General features: G+C 62.1%; 14 protein-coding genes and 1 pseudogene. 9 read left to right on the plus strand and 6 right to left on the minus strand.

Annotated elements, in window-relative coordinates; all coding sequences use genetic code 11:
• From mazG to cysM, 4 genes are all read right to left on the minus strand, one after another.
• On the minus strand, positions 1 to 834 hold the full coding sequence (mazG, locus tag BMX68_RS04080; protein WP_017130971.1) for a nucleoside triphosphate pyrophosphohydrolase: 834 nt from the start codon (positions 832 to 834) through the stop codon (positions 1 to 3).
• 130 nt (positions 835 to 964) lie between these two features.
• Positions 965 to 3,208 (minus strand): GTP diphosphokinase, encoded by a 2,244-nt coding sequence (relA, locus tag BMX68_RS04085; RefSeq protein WP_017130972.1) that lies wholly within the window; start codon positions 3,206 to 3,208, stop codon positions 965 to 967.
• Positions 3,209 to 3,338: 130 nt separating this feature from the next.
• Positions 3,339 to 4,691 carry a 23S rRNA (uracil(1939)-C(5))-methyltransferase RlmD gene (gene rlmD / locus BMX68_RS04090; protein WP_026013068.1) on the minus strand — a complete coding sequence of 451 codons (1,353 nt, stop codon included), beginning with the start codon at positions 4,689 to 4,691 and terminating at the stop codon, positions 3,339 to 3,341.
• Complete coding sequence (gene cysM / locus BMX68_RS04095) at positions 4,691 to 5,593, minus strand: cysteine synthase CysM (RefSeq protein WP_017130974.1); 903 nt, start codon at positions 5,591 to 5,593, stop codon at positions 4,691 to 4,693. The genes rlmD and cysM overlap by 1 nt, the downstream gene beginning before the upstream one ends.
• Before the next feature lie 245 nt (positions 5,594 to 5,838).
• On the opposite strand from cysM, the gene BMX68_RS04100 reads away from it, so the two are divergent.
• From BMX68_RS04100 to BMX68_RS04110, 4 genes and pseudogenes are all read left to right on the plus strand, one after another.
• On the plus strand, positions 5,839 to 8,592 hold the full coding sequence (locus tag BMX68_RS04100) for a response regulator (protein ID WP_017130975.1): 2,754 nt from the start codon (positions 5,839 to 5,841) through the stop codon (positions 8,590 to 8,592).
• Positions 8,593 to 8,594: 2 nt separating this feature from the next.
• Positions 8,595 to 8,731 (plus strand): annotated as a pseudogene (locus tag BMX68_RS25310) (2-hydroxyacid dehydrogenase); the annotation flags it as partial.
• Positions 8,732 to 8,850: 119 nt separating this feature from the next.
• Positions 8,851 to 9,285, plus strand: a complete 435-nt coding sequence (locus BMX68_RS04105; protein ID WP_017130976.1) for a hypothetical protein — start codon at positions 8,851 to 8,853, stop codon at positions 9,283 to 9,285.
• Positions 9,285 to 9,689 (plus strand): META domain-containing protein, encoded by a 405-nt coding sequence (locus BMX68_RS04110; protein ID WP_017130977.1) that lies wholly within the window; start codon positions 9,285 to 9,287, stop codon positions 9,687 to 9,689. Before BMX68_RS04105 ends, BMX68_RS04110 begins: the two co-directional genes overlap by 1 nt.
• A 23-nt stretch (positions 9,690 to 9,712) precedes the next feature.
• On the opposite strand, the gene BMX68_RS04115 is transcribed toward BMX68_RS04110, so the two are convergent.
• A complete protein-coding gene (locus tag BMX68_RS04115) occupies positions 9,713 to 10,177 on the minus strand; it encodes a TlpA family protein disulfide reductase (RefSeq protein ID WP_017130978.1) in 465 nt (154 codons plus the stop codon).
• Positions 10,178 to 10,292: 115 nt separating this feature from the next.
• Between BMX68_RS04115 and arsC the strand changes: the two genes are divergently transcribed.
• The 3 genes from arsC to BMX68_RS04130 are packed head-to-tail and all read left to right on the plus strand — an operon-like array spanning position 10,293 to position 11,666.
• Positions 10,293 to 10,646, plus strand: a complete 354-nt coding sequence (gene arsC, locus BMX68_RS04120; protein WP_017130979.1) for an arsenate reductase (glutaredoxin) — start codon at positions 10,293 to 10,295, stop codon at positions 10,644 to 10,646.
• Positions 10,643 to 11,248 carry an NAD(P)H:quinone oxidoreductase gene (gene wrbA, locus BMX68_RS04125; protein WP_017130980.1) on the plus strand — a complete coding sequence of 202 codons (606 nt, stop codon included), beginning with the start codon at positions 10,643 to 10,645 and terminating at the stop codon, positions 11,246 to 11,248. Before arsC ends, wrbA begins: the two co-directional genes overlap by 4 nt.
• Positions 11,241 to 11,666, plus strand: coding sequence for a DUF2069 domain-containing protein (locus tag BMX68_RS04130; RefSeq protein ID WP_017130981.1), 426 nt, complete (start codon positions 11,241 to 11,243; stop codon positions 11,664 to 11,666). Before wrbA ends, BMX68_RS04130 begins: the two co-directional genes overlap by 8 nt.
• A gap of 58 nt (positions 11,667 to 11,724) precedes the next feature.
• Here BMX68_RS04130 and BMX68_RS04135 read toward each other — a convergent pair whose 3' ends face one another.
• The gene (locus BMX68_RS04135) at positions 11,725 to 12,339 is read right to left on the minus strand and encodes an NAD(P)-dependent oxidoreductase (RefSeq protein WP_017130982.1); all 615 of its coding nucleotides are present in this window, start codon (positions 12,337 to 12,339) and stop codon (positions 11,725 to 11,727) included.
• A gap of 117 nt (positions 12,340 to 12,456) precedes the next feature.
• On the opposite strand from BMX68_RS04135, the gene BMX68_RS04140 reads away from it, so the two are divergent.
• Both BMX68_RS04140 and BMX68_RS04150 read left to right on the plus strand, forming a co-directional pair.
• Positions 12,457 to 13,362, plus strand: a complete 906-nt coding sequence (locus BMX68_RS04140; protein ID WP_026013069.1) for a LysR family transcriptional regulator — start codon at positions 12,457 to 12,459, stop codon at positions 13,360 to 13,362.
• A gap of 229 nt (positions 13,363 to 13,591) precedes the next feature.
• Positions 13,592 to 15,109, plus strand: a complete 1,518-nt coding sequence (locus BMX68_RS04150) for an MDR family MFS transporter (protein WP_017130985.1) — start codon at positions 13,592 to 13,594, stop codon at positions 15,107 to 15,109.
• Positions 15,110 to 15,229: the final 120 nt, after the last annotated feature.

The following is a 15,229-nucleotide window of genomic DNA, read 5'->3' on the forward strand; positions in this document are numbered from 1 at the left end:
TCAGCCGCAGCTGGGTGCATTCTTTTCCTGACGTTTGGCTTCGCCCCACAAGGCGTCCAACTCTTCGAGGGTGCAATCTTCCATGGGACGGTGGGTAGCGCGCAATGCCTGTTCGATAAATCGGAAGCGTCTGTCGAATTTGCCATTGGCGCCACGCAGGGCATTTTCCGGATCGACCTGGAGGTGGCGGGCCAGGTTGACCACGCTGAACAACAGATCGCCGATCTCATCGACCATGGCCGTCGAGTCATTATCGGCCATGGCTTCGAGCACTTCGTCGAGTTCTTCACGAACCTTGTCTACCACCGCCAGAGCAGCCGGCCAGTCAAAACCGACGTGAGCCGCGCGCTTTTGCAACTTAGCCGCCCGGGACAAAGCCGGCAACGCGGCGGGCACATCGTCGAGCAAGGACAACTGCTCGGGCGCGCCATGGTTCTCGGCGCGCTCCTCGGCCTTGATTTGCTCCCAGCGCAGCTTGACCTGCTCTTCGCTCAGGCGCGGCAGGTCGGCGGGCGCATAGAGATCACCCGTGGGAAAGACATGGGGATGTCGACGAATCAGCTTGCGGGTGATGCTGTCGACCACGCCTTCAAACTCGAAGCGCCCTTCTTCGCGAGCCAGTTGGCTGTAATAGACCACTTGAAACAGCAAGTCGCCCAGTTCGCCCTGCAAGTGCTCGAAGTCATCACGCTCGATGGCATCCGCCACCTCGTAGGCTTCCTCCAGGGTGTAGGGGACGAGGCTGGCGTAGTTTTGCTTGATATCCCACGGGCAACCGTATTGCGGGTCGCGCAAGCGCGCCATCAGGTGAAGCAGGTCTTGAAGGCTATACATCGATTGTTCCCAGTACTCTTGAATGGAGCGTCGCGACCGAAAGCGTGGCTAATGGCAGTAGCAGGCACGAAAAAAAGCCAATGAGCATTTTCCGTGCAAGCTCCAACAACGCCAGACCACGCACAGCCGCTCAAGGCGCGCGGTTGCGTCGGGTCTCGATGATATTCGGCAACTGCGAAATCCGTCCCAGCAACCGCCCCAGCGCGTCCAACCCCGGGATTTCGATGGTCAGGGACATCGACGCGGTGTTGTCCTCCTTGTTCGAGCGGGTATTGACCGCCAGCACGTTGATCCGCTCGTTGAGCAGCACCTGAGACACGTCACGCAGCAGGCCGGAACGGTCGTAGGCGCGGATCATGATATCCACCGGATAGGTCGACACCGGCACCGGCCCCCAACTGACTTGGATGATCCGCTCCGGCTCGCGCCCACTCAATTGCAGCACCGAGGCACAATCCTGGCGATGAATGCTCACGCCACGGCCTTGGGTGATGTAGCCAACGATCGCGTCCCCCGGCAGAGGCTGGCAGCAGCCGGCCATCTGCGTCATCAGGTTGCCGACTCCCTGGATCTGGATATCGCCGCGCTTGCCCGGTTTGTAGCCGGTGGCCTTGCGCGGAATCAATTCCAACTGTTCGTTGCCACGCTCGGGCTCGACCAGTTGCTGTGCGGAATTGACCAGTTGCGCCAGGCGCAGGTCGCCGGCACCGAGAGCGGCGAACATGTCCTCGGCGGTTTTCATGTTGGCTTTGTCGGCCAGCTTGTCGAAATCCACCTGAGGCAGACCAAGGCGTGTCAATTCGCGCTCGAGCAGGGTCTTACCGGCGGCGACGTTCTGGTCGCGGGCTTGCAGCTTGAACCAGTGCACAATCTTCGCCCGCGCCCGGGAAGTGGTGACATACCCCAGGTTCGAGTTCAGCCAGTCACGGCTCGGCGTGCCGTGCTTGCTGGTGATGATTTCCACCTGCTCGCCGGTCTGCAAACTGTAGTTGAGCGGGACGATGCGCCCGTTGATCTTCGCGCCACGGCAGTTGTGACCGATCTCGGTATGCACCCGATAGGCGAAATCCAGCGGTGTCGCGCCCTTGGGCAAGTCGATGGCATGTCCGTCGGGGGTGAAGATATAGACCCGGTCCGGCTCGATATCGACCCGCAACTGTTCCGCCAAACCACCGATATCTCCCAGCTCTTCGTGCCATTCCAGCACTTGACGCAACCAGGAGATTTTCTCTTCGTAGTGATTGGAGCCCGACCTGACGTCGGTGCCTTTGTATTTCCAGTGCGCACAAACCCCCAACTCAGCTTCTTCGTGCATGGCGTGGGTGCGGATCTGCACTTCCAACACCTTGCCTTCCGGACCGATCACCGCCGTGTGCAACGAGCGGTAGCCGTTTTCCTTGGGGTTGGCGATGTAGTCGTCGAACTCTTTCGGGATATGCCGCCACAGGGTATGGACAATCCCCAGCGCGGTGTAGCAGTCGCGCATCTCCGGCACCAACACGCGCACGGCACGCACATCATAGATCTGGCTGAACGCCAGGCCCTTGCGCTGCATTTTGCGCCAGATCGAATAGATGTGCTTGGCTCGACCGCTGATATCGGCCTTGACCCCGGTCGCCAATAATTCGTCTTCCAGCTGGCTCATCACGTCGCTGATGAAACGCTCGCGATCCAGCCGCCGCTCGTGCAGCAACTTGGCGATCTGCTTATATTGGTCGGGCTCCAGGTAGCGGAAGGACAAGTCCTCCAACTCCCACTTGATATGACCGATCCCCAGGCGATGGGCCAACGGCGCGTAGATGTCGAACACCTCTCGGGCCACCCGGTCGCGCTTCTCGTCATCGGCGTTCTTGACCGCGCGAATAGCGCAAGTGCGTTCGGCCAACTTGATCAGGGCGACACGCACATCGTCGACCATGGCCACCAGCATCTTGCGCAGGTTTTCCACCTGCACCTGGGTGCCGAGGACCTGGGATTGGCGCGGACTGAGGCTGGCGCTGATGGCGGCCATGCGCTGCACCCCATCGATCAGCTTGGCTACCACCGGGCCGAATTTCTGGCTGACCGCCGGCAGCGCAATCTGTCCTTCGCGCACGCCACGGTACAACACGGCCGCGACCAAAGAGTCCTGGTCGAGCTTGAGATCGGCGAGGATCTCGGCGATCTCAAGGCCGGTACTGAAACTGGAACCCCCTTCGGGCCACAGGTTCTGGGCCGCGTTGGTCTGTTGTTCGGCAAGCCGTGCGTATTCGCAGGCTTCCTTCAAGGCTTCACGGTCCAGCGCCAGGTCGACGCTGACCGTATGATCGAGCCATGCCTCGAGATTGATACTGCCGTCAGTGTTAATCGGCTGGTGTGCTCTCACCTGTACCATCTTGCTTACCTTCCCTACGACGCAGATTCTGTGCGTCAAAATCGCTGGCCGCCCTGGTTAAAACCATAGCCCTGCATTCCGGCAAGGCGGGTCGAAATTCTGAGGCGGCCAGTCAGACTAGACGAGCATCCTAGCTCGCTTCAAATAACGCCATGGCCTCGACATGCGCCGTCTGCGGAAACATATCGAGGATCCCGGCACGTTTTAACCGATAGCCCTGCTTGATCAATTCGACCGTATCGCGCGCCAGAGTCGCCGGGTTGCACGATACATACACCAACCGTTCGACACCCAGTGCGGCGAGCTTGCCCACCACCTCGAAAGCACCGTCACGCGGTGGGTCCAAGAGTACCGCAGAAAAGCCTTCCTTGGCCCAACCGGCATCGCTCAGGGGCTGGGATAAATCGGCCTGAAAAAAGGCCACGTTATGCAGATTATTGCTAGCGGCATTACTCGCGGCCCGCTCGACCATGGTCTGCACGCCCTCCACCGCGACCACTTCATGCACCTGACGGGCCAGCGGCAAAGCAAAGTTGCCCAAGCCGCAGAACAGGTCAAGCACCCGCTCGCCGACAGTCGGTTGCAGCCAGTCGAGCGCCTGGGCCACCATGGCTTCATTGACCCCGGCATTGACCTGGACAAAATCCCCCGGCCAATACGCCAGCTCCAGGCCCCACGCTTCCAGGCGATAACCCAACGGCTGCACCGGGTCGACCGGCTGCGAGCCGTCCTCACCCTGCAGCCAGAGCTGTGCGCCATGCTCTGCGCAAAAGGCTTGCAGAACTCGCAAGTCAGCGGCTGACAACGGCGCCATATGACGCAGCAACACCGCCAGCGCCGAGCCGCTGAACAACTCGACATGTCCCAACGCCTGAGGTTTGCTCAGGCGCCGAAGCATCGCCGGCAAGTCGCGCATAATCGGCTGCAAGACCTGTACCAGCACCGGGCAATCGTCGATGCCGACGATGTCCTGACTGGACGCCGCACGAAAGCCCACCTCGAGTTTTTTCGCCTTGCCATCCCAGCGAACCGCCACCCGCGCTCGGCGGCGATAGCCAAATTCCGGACCGGTCAGGGGCGCCGCCCATTCCTCGGGCTCGACACCCGCCACCCGTGACAACTGCTCGGCGAGCATGCGCTGTTTCAGGGCCAACTGATCATCGTGGGGCATATGTTGCACGCTACAGCCACCGCAACGCCCGGCATGGGCGCAAGGCGCCGGGCGCCGCCGCTCGCTGGCGAGCAAGACCCGTTCGGTACGGGCCTCGACCACCTTGCCATGGGCACCGAGCACGCGGGCTTCAACTTCTTCACCGGCCAGGGCGCCAGCGACAAACCAGGTCCGTCCTTCGATAAACGCGATCCCACGGCCATCGCCAGCCAGTCGCTCGATCGTCAAGCGTTGCTTCTTGCCCACCGGCACTTGCGGGGCCCGGCTGCCGCCACTCGGTTGGAAGCGCAAGCCTCTCTCATGCCGAGCCATCAGTTAGGCGCGTCGTAGATGCCGGTCGACAAATAGCGATCGCCGCGGTCACAGATAATCGCGACCATCACCGCGTTCTCGACTTCCCGGGACAGGCGCAACATCGCCGCCACCGCGCCACCCGAGGACACACCGCAGAAAACCCCCTCTTCACGGGCTAGATGACGCATCACGTCTTCAGCCTCTTCCTGACCCATGTCGACGACTCGATCGACACGTTCGGCCTGGAAAATCTTCGGCAGGTACTCATGGGGCCAACGGCGAATACCGGGAATCGAAGCACCTTCCATCGGTTGCAGGCCGACGATCTGCACACCGGGATTCTGCTCCTTCAGGTAGCGCGACACTCCCATGATGGTGCCGGTGGTGCCCATGGAACTGACGAAGTGGGTGATGGTGCCCTGGGTCTGCCGCCAGATTTCCGGGCCGGTACCGGTGTAGTGCGCCTCGGGGTTGTCACCGTTGGCGAACTGATCGAGCACCTTGCCGCGCCCTTCGGCCTGCATCCGTTCGGCCAGGTCACGGGCACCTTCCATACCTTCTTCGCGGCTGACCAGGATCAACTCGGCGCCATAGGCGGTCATGGCCGCCTTACGCTCAGCGGTGGAGTTGTCGGGCATGATCAGAATCATCCTGTAGCCCTTGATTGCAGCCGCCATGGCCAGAGCGATCCCGGTATTGCCCGAGGTCGCCTCAATCAGCGTGTCGCCGGCCTGGATCTGCCCCCGCAACTCGGCGCGGGTGATCATCGACAAGGCCGGACGATCCTTCACAGAGCCCGCGGGATTGTTCCCTTCAAGCTTGAGCAGCAGGGTGTTGCTGGTCGCTCCTGGCAAGCGTTGCAGGCGAACCAGGGGCGTGTTGCCGATGCAATCGGCGATGGTTGGATACTGCAAGGTCATGGCGTATTCGCAATCCAGACTGCGGGGCGACTATCATACCGGCAAACGCCTGCACTCCATATCACGCAAAGTGCGGACGTTATTCATTTCAGCTATAAGCGTTAAACAACGCAAGCCTGTGCCGGCCTGTGGCTTGTGGTTTATCACTCCCCTACACTGCGCAGGTGGAGCACGCGCAGGAAGCGCGTGCCGAGAATCGAGGATCGCCGTGCCTGTCGGACGCGGTATCTGATGGAGAGTAATGCGTGCTTAAAAACCTGGGCATCAAAGGCCGCGTCCTGCTGCTCACCCTGCTGCCGACCACCCTCATGGCCCTGGTCCTGGGCGGCTATTTCACTTGGCTGCAACAATCGGACCTGCAAACCCAGTTGCTGCAACGCGGGGAAATGATCGCCGAACAACTGGCCCCGCTGGTGGCCCCGGCGCTTGGCCGCCACGACAGCGAGCAGTTGGAGCGTGTCGCGACCCAGGCACTGGAACAGACCGACGTGCGGGCCGTGTCGTTCCTCGGTGCCAACCGCCAACAACTGGCCCATGCCGGCCCCAGCATGCTCAACCAGCCGCCCACCGGCAACAGCACCCATATGCTGCAGCGCAGCGGTAACGACGCGACCCGCTATCTGCTACCGGTCTTCGGCCGGCACCGCAGTATGGCCGGCGAACCGCTTCCCGACGACGCCGACCGGTTGCTGGGCTGGGTCGAGCTGGAACTGTCTCACAATGGCATGTTGCTGCGCGGCTACCGCAGCCTGTTCGCCAGCCTGCTGCTGATCGCCACCGGTTTGCTCGGCACCGCGCTGCTGGCCTTGCGCATGAGTCACACCATCAATACCCCGATCAGCAAGATCAAGCAGGCCGTGACCCAGCTCAAGGACGGCAACCTGAAAACCCGCCTGCCGCTCCTCGGCAGCCAGGAGCTGGATGAGCTGGCTTCTGGCATCAATCGCATGGCCGAAACCCTGCAGAACGCCCAGGAAGAATTGCAGCACAGCATCGACCAGGCCACCGAAGACGTGCGGCAGAATCTGGAGACCATCGAGATCCAGAACATCGAGTTGGACTTGGCCCGCAAGGAAGCGCTGGAAGCCAGCCGGATCAAATCCGAATTCCTCGCCAACATGAGCCATGAAATCCGCACACCGCTCAATGGTATCCTCGGTTTCACCCACCTATTGCAGAAGAGCGAACTGACCCCGCGCCAACTGGACTACCTGGGCACCATCGAAAAATCAGCCGACAGCCTGCTGGGGATCATCAACGAGATTCTCGACTTCTCGAAAATCGAAGCCGGCAAACTGGTACTCGACAGTATTCCGTTCAACCTGCGTGACCTGTTGCAGGACACCCTGACCATCCTTGCCCCTGCCGCCCATGCCAAACAGCTGGAACTGGTCAGCCTGGTCTATCGCGATACTCCGTTGTCGCTGATCGGCGATCCGCTACGACTCAAGCAAATCCTCACCAACCTGGTGAGCAACGCGATCAAGTTCACCCGCGAAGGCACCATCGTCGCCCGGGCCATGCTTGAGGAAGAACACGAGGACAGCGTGCAATTGCGCATCAGCGTGCAGGACACCGGCATCGGCCTGTCGAACCAGGACGTGCGGACGCTGTTCCAGGCCTTCAGTCAAGCCGACAACTCGCTGTCGCGCCAGCCCGGCGGCACCGGCCTGGGCCTGGTGATCTCCAAGCGCCTGATCGAACAGATGGGTGGAGAAATCGGCGTGGACAGCACGCCGGGCGAAGGCTCCGAGTTCTGGATCAGCCTGAGCCTGCCCAAAACCCGCGACGATATCGAAGATCTTCCTGCCGCGCCGCTGCTCGGCCGGCGCGTCGCCGTGCTGGAAAACCACGAGTTGGCACGCCAAGCCTTGCAGCATCAATTGGAGGACTGCGGGCTGGAAGTGATTGCGTTCAACACCCTGCAAAACCTGGCCGATGGCGTGAGCGATGGGCACCAGACCGAGCGGGCCATCGATCTCGCGGTCCTCGGCGTCACCGCTCAAGACATGCCGCCCGAGCGACTGAATCAACATATCTGGGACCTGGAACACCTCGGCTGCCATGTGATGGTGCTCTGCCCGACCACCGAACAGGCGCTGTTTCACCTGTCGGTACCCAACGCCCACAGCCAGCTCCAGGCCAAGCCCGCCTGCACCCGCAAATTGCGCCGCGCCCTGTCGGACTTGATCACCCCCCGTCCGGTACGCATCGAGCCCGTCGAACTCTCGAGCAGCCGCGCTCCGCAGGTGTTGTGCGTGGATGACAACCCGGCCAACCTGCTGTTGGTCCAAACCCTGCTAGAAGATATGGGTGCCGAGGTGCTGGCGGTGGAAAGCGGCTACTCGGCGATCGATGCCGTACACCGGGCTCGCTTCGACCTGGTACTGATGGACGTGCAGATGCCCGGCATGGACGGACGGCAAACCACCGAAGCGATTCGCCAATGGGAAAATCAACGGCAAAGCGCGCCGCTGCCCATCGTCGCCCTGACGGCCCACGCCATGGCCAACGAGAAACGCGCCCTGCTGCAAAGCGGCATGGATGATTATCTGACCAAACCTGTCAGCGAACGCCAGTTGGCCCAAGTCGTATTGAAATGGACCGGCCTGGCCCTGCGCAACCAAGGCCAGGAGCGCGGTAGCGAAGTCTGGAACAGCGGCTGCGACCTGCTGGTTCTCGACCCGGAAGAGGGCCTGCGCCTGGCTGCGGGTAAGGCGGACCTGGCCGCCGATATGCTGGCGATGCTGCTGGCATCGCTGGACGCCGACCGCGAAGCGATCCGCGCGGCCCGTGAAGCCCACGACAACAACGGGCTGATCGAGCGAGTCCATCGCCTTCATGGTGCCACCCGCTACTGTGGCGTACCGCAATTGCGCGCAGCCTGCCAGCGCAGCGAGACCCTGCTCAAGCAGGAGGACCCCAACGCCGAGAAGGCCCTCGACGAACTGGACATGGCTATCGCCCGTCTCGCCATCGAGGCCCGCGTCGGCGCTTGATCCACGCCGTGGCCGAACATGCCGTGGCCTTGATCCTGACACTCAATCGCCGCCTGCACCGGGCCTGCGAGGGTGACTGCAGCCCGCCTGGGCTGGCTGGGACCTGATGGGGAAAACCGTCGGCGTGGTGGGCACCGGGCACGGAGCTCGGCACACAGCTAAGCCCGTTGAAGCACCGTGAACCGGATCGAAGGTCGCAAGACGCCGCCATCCGGCCAGCGTCCGCGTGCTAGCATATCGGCCATATTTGGAGGACCCATGGTCGAACACGATTTCCGCTACAACCTGATGAGCCCGCAACACACCCTGACCGAATGCCGCGCTCTGATGCCGGGTCGTTATCAGGTCACCGGCAACGGTGGCTCGATCCGCATCGACGACGTGCTGCTGGTCACGCTCAAGGGCAGCAAGGACCTGTCCATGCGCCTGACCGTCGAAACCGTGCGACACCTGATCAACCCACCGGGCCAATGGACCGCCATGACCCGTGGACCCGTGTTCAGTGAGCTGGCGATTCACCAGTGGCAAGTCAACTGCGACGGCTGCGCCAGGGAACTGAATGTCGAATTCGCGGTGGATGCCAAGCTCGGCGTTCCCGCCCAAAAACCTGCCGCCACGGCACGTATCGCCGAACTGGGTTGGACCACTCGCGGCGAGAAGCACCTCTGCCCGAAATGCCAGGAGGCGACTTAATGAAACAAGCGATGATTCTGGGGGTGCTGGCGATCAGCCTGTTGGGCTGCGCCAGCGATCGTGCGCAGTTGCAACAGGGTCACAGCTATATGCTGGAGTGGATCGGCGACCGTCCGCTGATCGATAACAGCCACCTGACCATCACCCTCGGCGATGATGGCCGGGCCTATGGCACCGGCGGCTGCAACCACTGGTTCGCGCCCTACACCCTGGACGGCGATACCCTGAGCTTCGGCAAGGTCGGCAGCACCCGCAAACGCTGTGCCCCGGCATTGATGGAACAGGAAAAACGCTTCTTGCAGGCCCTGGAAAACGTCCGGCGCTGGGACATCTCCCCGGTGGAACAGGTGCGTTTCTGGCCGGCACAAGGCCAGCCATTGCGGTTGTGGTCGGAAGAAGGCTGACACGCCTCTGGCGAGCCGGCCAGTCAAGCGCCTCTGAGGGCCTTCAGTCTCTCCAGCACACCCGCTGCGGTCTGCTCGCCCATCAACTGCTCGCGCACCTTACCTTTGTCGTCGATGATGTAGGTCACTGGCAGGACTTCATTGCGTGGCAGATCGAAAAAATCCGCGGGATCCTGCGCCAATACCGTGAACTTGATCCCCAATGCCTCGCTGGCTTTGACCAGGTCATCACCCTGCAGGCCATCGAAGTTTACCCCGAACACGCCCACCGATTGGCCCTTGAGTTGCTCGGACAGGGTATTCAACTCAGGGATTTCAGTGCGGCACGGACCGCACCACTCAGCCCAGTAGTTGACCACTTTCCACTGTTTGTCCAGGCGCTCGGACGCGACCTTGCGACCCTGCTGGTCAACCCCGTAATCGTTGTCGCAGCCGCTCAGCAGCAGTGCGCCCATCATCGCCAATACGGCGACCAATCGTTTCGCCATGTGTGCAATCTCCCGTCAAATGAGTCATCGACCGCGACCATTTACCTCCTACGGTTCAGGAGCGCTCGCCAGGCAGGTAGAATACCCGTCACCTTATGCAAAATGCGACCCGCACATGACCGATCTGACGCTCTATCACAACCCGCGCTGCTCGAAATCCCGTGCTGCGCTAGAACTGCTCGAAGCCCGCGGCCTGACCCCAATCGTGGTGCGCTACCTGGAAACCCCACTCGACGCCGTCCAACTGCGAGCCTTGCTCGACAAGCTTGGCCTCAGCGCCCGGCAACTGCTGCGCAGTGGCGAAGACGAATACAAGAACCTGAACCTGATCGATAGCCAGCTCAGTGAAGCACAACTGATCGCCGCCATCGTCGCGCATCCCAAGCTCATGGAACGACCGATCCTGGTGGCCGGGGACAAGGCCATCATCGGCCGGCCGCCAGAAAAACTGCTGGAGATCCTGCCGTGAGCCGACCTTATGTTCTGGTGCTGTTCTACAGCCGCCACGGCTCCACCCGCGAAATGGCCCGCCAGATTGCCCGGGGTGTCGAGCAGGCTGGCATGGAAGCGCGCCTGCGCACCGTGCCGGCGATCTCCAGCGAATGCGAAGCCGTGGCCCCGGCGATTCCCGAGGAGGGCGCGCTGTATGCCAGTCTCGACGACCTCAAGCATTGTTCAGCCCTGGCCCTTGGCAGCCCAACCCGCTTTGGCAACATGGCGGCGCCGTTGAAGTACTTTATCGACGGCACCAGCAATCTGTGGCTGACCGGCGCCCTGGTGGGCAAGCCCGGCGCGGTCTTCACCTCGACCTCCAGCCTGCATGGCGGCCAGGAAACGACCCTGCTGTCGATGCTATTGCCCTTGTTGCACCACGGCATGCTGGTCACCGGCCTGCCCTATAGCGAGTCGGCCCTTCTCGACACACGGGGAGGCGGCACCCCCTACGGCGCCAGCCATCACACCGGCAGCGACGGCAAGCGCGCCCTGGACGAGCATGAAACCGCCCTGTGTCGCGCCCTCGGCCTGCGACTGGCAAACACCGCGCTGAAGCTGGAGAACGGCCTTGGCTAAAAAGCCCAAGACACTACCCAGTCAGGCCTGGCTGGAGCCACGGGTGACGCTTGGCCGGGTGTTGGCCCTGGCGTGCTTTCTCGGGCTGATCGGCCTGCTCTGCGGGTATTACCTGATATTCGCAGACCTGCACGGTGCCCGGCCGTGGGTGATCCTGCTGGTCGAGTTGGTGCCCTTGTTGCCACTGCTGCCGGGGATGCTGCGAGGCAGCGCGCGCGGCCATTCGTTCACCTGTTATGTGGTGAACCTGTATTTCCTCAAGGGCGCGCTGGCGGCCTTCGACCCCAACCGGCAGTTGTTCGGAATACTGGAGATGGGTGCGAGCCTGGCGGTGTTTGGCAGCGCCATGCTGTATGTGCGCTGGCGTCATCAGTTGAACCGCCGGTTGGCGGGAGAAGGCATGGTTCAAACGGCGTAAGGTCAGGCACGGTCCCGTGGGACCGCGCTTGCTGCGCAGAACGATCGAGCGGGGACGCTCAATAACCGACGGTGAACCGCTGGCGCGAGTGAGCAGGCCGCTCGACTTCATCCAGCAGGGCAATCGCATAGTCGGCGAAGGTGATCCAACTATTGCCGTCGGCGCTCACCAGCAGGTCATTCTTGCCCAGGCGAAAATGGCCGGTGCGCTCGCCTTCGACGAACTCCGCCGAAGGTGACAGGAAGCTCCAGTCCAGTTCCTTTTCCTGGCGAAGGCTTTCAAGGAAGGCCGCCCCGCCACTGGCCTCGGCCTTGTATTCCGCCGGGAATCCCGGACTGTCGATGACTCGACCGCCACCCGGCAGCAGCAACGAACCGGCACCACCCACCACCAGCAGGCGCTTGACTCCGGCTTTCTTCACCGGGCCGATCACCGCCGCAGCCGGCAGGGTGGCGAAATGCGCCGCGCTGATCACCACATCGTGACCGGCCACGGCCGCTTCCAGCGCAGCCGCATCGAGGGCATCGACCGCCTTGCTGACGACACCGGCGCGCGCCTCGATCTTCGCCGGGTTGCGGGCGATGGCAGTAACGCTATGACCGCGACGCAGGGCTTCTTCCAGCACCTGGCTACCGGCACGACCGGTAGCACCAATGATTGCAATCTTGCTCATGACGCTCTCCAAATGGATTGTTTACACTAAAGCAGGCAGTGAACAGAGCTTAGTTGCCCGATCCGATACAAAAAATGCGATGCTGGGACACAATTTGTTTCTGAAATCGGTCAAATCATGGATCGTCTTACAGCAATGCGGGTGTTTGTGACGGTGGTGGACTTGGGCAGCCAATCGGCGGCGGCTGACCACCTGGAGCTGTCGCGACCGGTGGTGTCGCGTTATCTGGCAGAGCTGGAGGATTGGGTCGGCGCACGCCTGATGCACCGCACCACACGCAAGTTGAGCCTGACGGCGGCCGGCAGCGAAACCCTGCCGCGTTGTCGGCAATTGCTGGAGCTCTCCAGCGACCTGCAGGCCGCCGTCAGTGCCCCGGATGAAGTTCCGCGGGGTTTGTTGCGGATCACCGTCAGCACCTCCTTCGGCCAGGCTCAATTGGCCGATGCAATAGCCGAATACGTCAAGCGCTTCCCCGGCGTCAGCATCGACCTGCAGATGCTCGACCGCACCGTGAACCTGGTAGACCAACGCATCGACCTGGCGATCCGCATCAGCAACGACCTGGACCCGAACCTGATCGCCCGGCGACTGACGGTCTGTCGCTCGGTGATCTGCGCGTCACCGGCCTACCTGCACGAACACCAGGCCCCGCGGCGGGTCGAGGAACTGAGCAGCTACAACTGCCTGACGCACTCCTACTTTGGCAAGAGCCTCTGGCATTTCGAGCAGGACGGCGAGCAAGTATCGGTGCCGGTCCAAGGCAATATCAGCGCAAACGAAACCAGCACCCTGTTGCGGGCGACAATGGCCGGGGCCGGTATCTCGATGCTACCCACCTACCAGGCCGGAGCGCATATCCGCAGCGGCGAACTGGTGCGCCTGCTACCCCATGCCGAACCCAAGGCAATGAATATGTATGCAGTCTATGCCTCGCGCAAGCATATGCCGGCGACCCTGCGCAGCATGCTGGACTTCCTGGTGGCGCGTTTTCCCGAAACGCCCGCCTGGGACAATGGCCTCTAATCGCTTTCACCCTGGAGCGCAGGAACCATCCGCAAGACTTGCGTCTGGCAATGCGGCAGATCCGGCGGTCGATTTCGACCGACTCGCTGAAGAGGCTCGAACCGGCCTCTCGCGAAAAAAGTGCAGCGGCTTTCCTTATGAAGCTATCGAATAGCAAGCTATCTAGTACACTGGCAGTCATCCCCGCCCACCTGCCAGGGCGGGTCAACTATCGCGTGCAGGTTCTACCGTGACCAATCTTCAGCAACCCGGCCCGACGAAGCCGGCGATTCGCAGCATATTGATCGCCCTGATGCTGGCGATCTTCCTCGGCGCGCTGGACCAGACCATCGTCGCCGTCTCGATCCCCGCCATTTCCGCCCAGTTCAAGGATGTCGGCCTGTTGGCCTGGGTGATTTCCGGCTACATGGTCGCCATGACGGTCGCGGTACCGATCTACGGCAAGCTCGGCGACCTGTACGGTCGACGCAAACTGATGTTGTTTGGCATGGGCCTGTTCACCTTGGCCTCGCTGTTCTGCGGCATGGCCCAGAGCATGGAACAACTGGTGATTGCCCGGATCATCCAAGGCATCGGTGCCGGCGGGATGATTTCGGTCAGCCAAGCGATCATCGGCGACATCATTCCGCCACGCGAGCGCGGTCGTTACCAGGGTTACTTCAGCGGCATGTATGCAGTGGCAAGCGTCGTCGGGCCGGTGCTCGGCGGCTATATGACCGAGTACCTGTCATGGCGTTGGGTGTTCCTGATCAACCTGCCGTTGGGATTGAGCGCCTGGTGGGTAGCCCACCGTACCCTGGTCGGCCTGCCAGTGCCACAGCGCAAGCCAATCATCGATTACCTCGGCACGCTGCTGATGATCGTCGGTCTGAGCGCTTTACTGCTGGGCATCACCGAGGTCGGCCAGGGTCATCGCTGGAACGACGGCGATGTGTTGGGGCTGCTGGTGACGGCGGTGGCCGCCCTGGCGTTGTTCGTGCTGCACGAACGGCGTACCGCCGAACCACTGCTGCCGATGCACCTGTTCCTCAACCGCAATGCCCTGCTGTGCTGGTGCACGATGTTCTTTACCAGTTTCCAGGCGATTTCGCTGACCGTGCTGATGCCGCTACGCTTCCAGAGCGTGACCGGCGCCGGGGCCGACAGCGCGGCGCTACACCTGCTACCACTGGCGATGGGCTTACCCATGGGCGCCTACTTCGCGGGGCGGATGACCTCAGTGACCGGCTACTACAAACCGATGATCCTCAGCGGCGCGCTGCTGATGCCTCTGGCGATTGTCGGCATGGCATTCACGCCGCCCCAGGCAGAGCTACTGAGCAGCCTGTTCATGCTGCTCTGCGGGGTGGCCGGCGGCCTGCAATTTCCGACCTCGCTGGTGGGCACGCAGAATTCGGTGGAGCAACGGGATATCGGCGTCGCCACCAGCACCACCAACCTGTTCCGTTCCCTGGGCGGGGCGATGGGTGTCGCCTTGATGTCGGCGCTGCTGCTGGCGTTGTTGCAGGACTCGAGCCTGACGCACCTGGCGGGCACTCCGATGATCACCGAAGGCAGTTCGGGCAACGCTCTGCTCGAAGGCCTCAACGCCGCCCCTGGTCCCGCGCAGGAAGCTTCACGGGCGCAGTTGCTGTTGACCTTTCGCCATCTGCTGCTGATCAGCGCCGGCGTGGCGTTGCTGGGGTTACTCGCAGCCATCGCCATGCCCAACAAGGTGCTGCGCGGACGGGAAGACAAGGTCCGCTAACCGAGCATTTCCCCTGTGTCGAGCAGGTTCGCCACATTTTACCAGGCTCCTTCGCCCGTTCAATTCCGATCGGCACCGAAAACGCACGCATCGGCATTTGCGCAATGACCCGGCCAGTAT

It is taken from the genome of Pseudomonas agarici (genome assembly GCF_900109755.1).
GTDB classification, from domain to species: domain Bacteria; phylum Pseudomonadota; class Gammaproteobacteria; order Pseudomonadales; family Pseudomonadaceae; genus Aquipseudomonas; species Aquipseudomonas agarici.

Coding starts and splice junctions, on each gene's coding strand:
- mazG (WP_017130971.1), bottom strand. CDS start 834: ATGTATAGCCTTCAAGACCTGCTTCACCTGATGGCGCGCTTGCGCGAC.
- relA (WP_017130972.1), bottom strand. CDS start 3,208: ATGGTACAGGTGAGAGCACACCAGCCGATTAACACTGACGGCAGTATC.
- rlmD (WP_026013068.1), bottom strand. CDS start 4,691: ATGGCTCGGCATGAGAGAGGCTTGCGCTTCCAACCGAGTGGCGGCAGC.
- cysM (WP_017130974.1), bottom strand. CDS start 5,593: ATGACCTTGCAGTATCCAACCATCGCCGATTGCATCGGCAACACGCCC.
- BMX68_RS04105 (WP_017130976.1), top strand. CDS start 8,851: ATGGTCGAACACGATTTCCGCTACAACCTGATGAGCCCGCAACACACC.
- BMX68_RS04110 (WP_017130977.1), top strand. CDS start 9,285: ATGAAACAAGCGATGATTCTGGGGGTGCTGGCGATCAGCCTGTTGGGC.
- BMX68_RS04115 (WP_017130978.1), bottom strand. CDS start 10,177: ATGGCGAAACGATTGGTCGCCGTATTGGCGATGATGGGCGCACTGCTG.
- arsC (WP_017130979.1), top strand. CDS start 10,293: ATGACCGATCTGACGCTCTATCACAACCCGCGCTGCTCGAAATCCCGT.
- BMX68_RS04135 (WP_017130982.1), bottom strand. CDS start 12,339: ATGAGCAAGATTGCAATCATTGGTGCTACCGGTCGTGCCGGTAGCCAG.
- BMX68_RS04140 (WP_026013069.1), top strand. CDS start 12,457: ATGGATCGTCTTACAGCAATGCGGGTGTTTGTGACGGTGGTGGACTTG.